Source organism: Aquitalea sp. S1-19 (assembly GCF_024343515.1).
The window spans coordinates 1-2,776 of record NZ_RJTZ01000207.1; the positions used below are offsets into that span (position 1 = coordinate 1).

Consider the following 2,776-nt stretch of genomic DNA (forward strand, 5'->3'; position numbering starts at 1 on the left):
TTCTCCGGCGACATGGACCTGGCCATCGCCATCCGCACCGCAGTGATCAAGAACGACACCCTGTACGTACAGTCCGGCGCCGGCATCGTCGCCGACTCGGTGCCCGAATCGGAATGGCAGGAAACGCAAAACAAGGCGCGCGCGGTGATCCGCGCGGCGGAACTGGTACAGGCGGGGCTGGATGGGTAAGACTGTTTGGCCCGTTCCAAGTGATTTGAAACACTGATGGCTCCGGGAAACACCACCGAGCAGCTAAAAGTCTATTCAAGAATTTAGTACTCTACGCCACTCACAGCGGCCACATAGACCAATCCGCATTATTGAATCGAGTCATACATGAGCAAATCGCCCATCATTACCCCATGCAGCAGCTGTAATCGCGACACCCGGCAAGATGTAATAAATGAAAATATTGACAGCTTCCATGATTACCGAATGGATACCCACTATCAAATAATCGCATGCCGAGGCTGCGAAACAAAGAGCTTTAGAATAATCACCTATTATATTGAAGATGCCTATCAAATTTCAGATAACGAATGGGATGTGCCAAAAGACTTTGAAACATATCCTAAAACCCTCCCCAACCACCAGTCAATTCAAGATATAGATCGAGTACCTGATGTAGTAAGGAATATTTACCAAGAATCAATCGAAGCAATAAAGGTAAAATCAAATATACTAGGAGGAATAGGTCTAAGAGCGACCATTGAAGCAATTTGCAATGAACAAAAAATCATAGGAAGAACTCTAGAGACTCGAATAGATAAACTAAAAAAAGCAGGACTCGTCTCAATCATGGACGCAGATCGGCTACATGCAATCAGATTTTTAGGAAACGATGCTGCCCATGAAATACAATCCCCAGACATTTATAAACTCTTAGCTGCACTTAAAGTAATAGAACACTTAATAACCAACCTATACATATTAGACAGCGACGTAAACTCCACACTACAAACCATAATAAAAGAATATTCTGAATTCGAAAAACTACTAGAAATTAAATTAAAAAATAGCCCTACTAACGTGGAACGCCCCTTGATAAACATACTAGGCCGAGATACCAGAAGACTGCACGGCCACTTAAAATCTCATGAAGACCAACTCATATTAAAAATAAAATCTGGAACATACTCATTACTTACCATAGGGAAAATTGATAGTTTTGCTGGGTCAAAAGATAAACTACAACACTACATCGCTCAAAGCCCAAGTAATTAGAACGTGGATTCAAAAAGTAAGTGCAACAGTCAATAGTTAATTTTGTTCAATGGCTTACCACTTTTGAAGACCGCTGTCGGCGCTTGCCAACCCAGTCGTTTTCGTGGCTGATGATTTAACTGTAGGGTCTCGGACAATTGGATATCCATCCGCAGCTACCCGCTCTTCCTCGCTAGGGAGGTTTTGGGTAAGCTGCGACAGTCCACTGTCGAGGCCCGATCTTGAACATTCGTCTGCATAAAAATGCGCGTACTACACCCGCCGTGCGTTTCGCCACCACAGAGCGGCGGCGCAGCGGGAAGGCAAACAGCAGCCCGGCAGTCACCGCGAGCACCTGCGCGACAAACTTCACATCGTCGCGCCAGACGGCGGAGATCACCGGCTGCGGCGCCTGTGCGGCGTCGAGACTGGCGGCGGGGCGCTCGACACGGAACAGCAGCGTGTAAGTGCCGACCCCTTGCCCGAGCACGCCGCCGCGATTGACATAGCGCCCCGGCGGCAAATCTGCCCCCGGCCTGAACCCGCTATAACTGCCCAACGTGCCGTCCGCGTGGGCGACCAGCACATAGCCCGCATCATCGCGTGCCTCGGCCTGCACCACGATGCCGTCGCGGGCGACGCGCACCGCCTCGCCCAGCACCGCCCGTCCCTGCGCCTCGCCACCTGCCAGCGCCCCCATGCTGGGGATGGGCCGCAAGTAGGCGTAGCTGTCCTGATGCTGCGCCGACACGAGGCCGGGCCGGCTGCGGCGATTGAAGCTGACCTGCGCCCCCGGTGCCAGCCTGATTTCGGCGATGACCCGGCGCACTTCTTCCGGCCTGATTTCGACCTGCATGGGCCACGACTGCGTCGAGGATTGCACCGCCCAGGCCGGCGTGACTTCGATATGTACCGTCTCCGCCCAGCGACCGTTGCCCGACAGCGCAAGCGAGGTGCGCCCGTCGCTCAGGTGTTCGATATGCAGCTCGGACGCCCACAAGGGCGCACAGAGCAGCGCCCACAGCAAGCCCAGCGCCACACGTCCGTAATGCCAGCCATGCTTAATCAAGGCGCTGCCCTCCTTTGACCAGATAGGCCGCCTCGATGCGGCCGGTGTCCTTCTCCACCCCCAGGCCAGAATTTTCTGCGGTCGGCTCAAGCGCGTAGCAGCTTCCGGTACCGGCAATTTGACGACCCGCTTTGCCGCGCAGTGCTTCGGGCGCGTGCTCGAAACAGGCCATCGGGTAGACATGGCCCGGCTCGAACACCATCACGCTGCGGATGCCCAGCGTTTCGAGCAGGCTGACTGCGAGAATAGTCTTGTCCTCGCAGTCGCCGGCCGCTGCCGCCAGCGTCTGCCGCGGCGGCTTGATATAGTCGCGCCCGCCATCCGGATCGTTGCGGTAGTCGATACGGTCGGCGACGAAGCGCGCGATGCTGTCCGCCTCGCAAGCCTGATCGCGTACGGCGCAGCCTTTAACCAGACGCGATGCGAGCACATTGATTTCCGGGTCACGCGCATCCACTGCGGCCAGATAGTCGCGGTGCGGGTCGTCACGCAGCGGCCCGGCGA

At 54.8% G+C, this 2,776-nt stretch carries 4 protein-coding genes; 2 read left to right on the forward strand and 2 right to left on the reverse strand.

Translation table 11 applies throughout. From position 1 onward, the window contains the following. Positions 1-189, forward strand: a 189-nt coding sequence (locus EGI20_RS17225) for a chorismate-binding protein (protein ID WP_498632942.1), incomplete at its 5' end; no start/stop codon positions are given. Positions 190-336: 147 nt separating this feature from the next. Then, positions 337-1,224: a DUF4145 domain-containing protein gene (locus EGI20_RS17230; protein ID WP_498632241.1), complete on the forward strand. Its 888-nt coding sequence runs from the start codon at positions 337-339 to the stop codon at positions 1,222-1,224. Between the two features lie 172 nt (positions 1,225-1,396). Here the strand turns inward: EGI20_RS17230 and EGI20_RS17235 are convergent, their stop codons facing one another. Further along, complete coding sequence (locus tag EGI20_RS17235) at positions 1,397-2,272, reverse strand: hypothetical protein (protein WP_498632943.1); 876 nt, start codon at positions 2,270-2,272, stop codon at positions 1,397-1,399. Then, positions 2,265-2,776, reverse strand: a 512-nt coding sequence (locus EGI20_RS17240) for a transglutaminase domain-containing protein (protein ID WP_498632820.1), incomplete at its 5' end; no start/stop codon positions are given. The genes EGI20_RS17235 and EGI20_RS17240, both read right to left, overlap by 8 nt.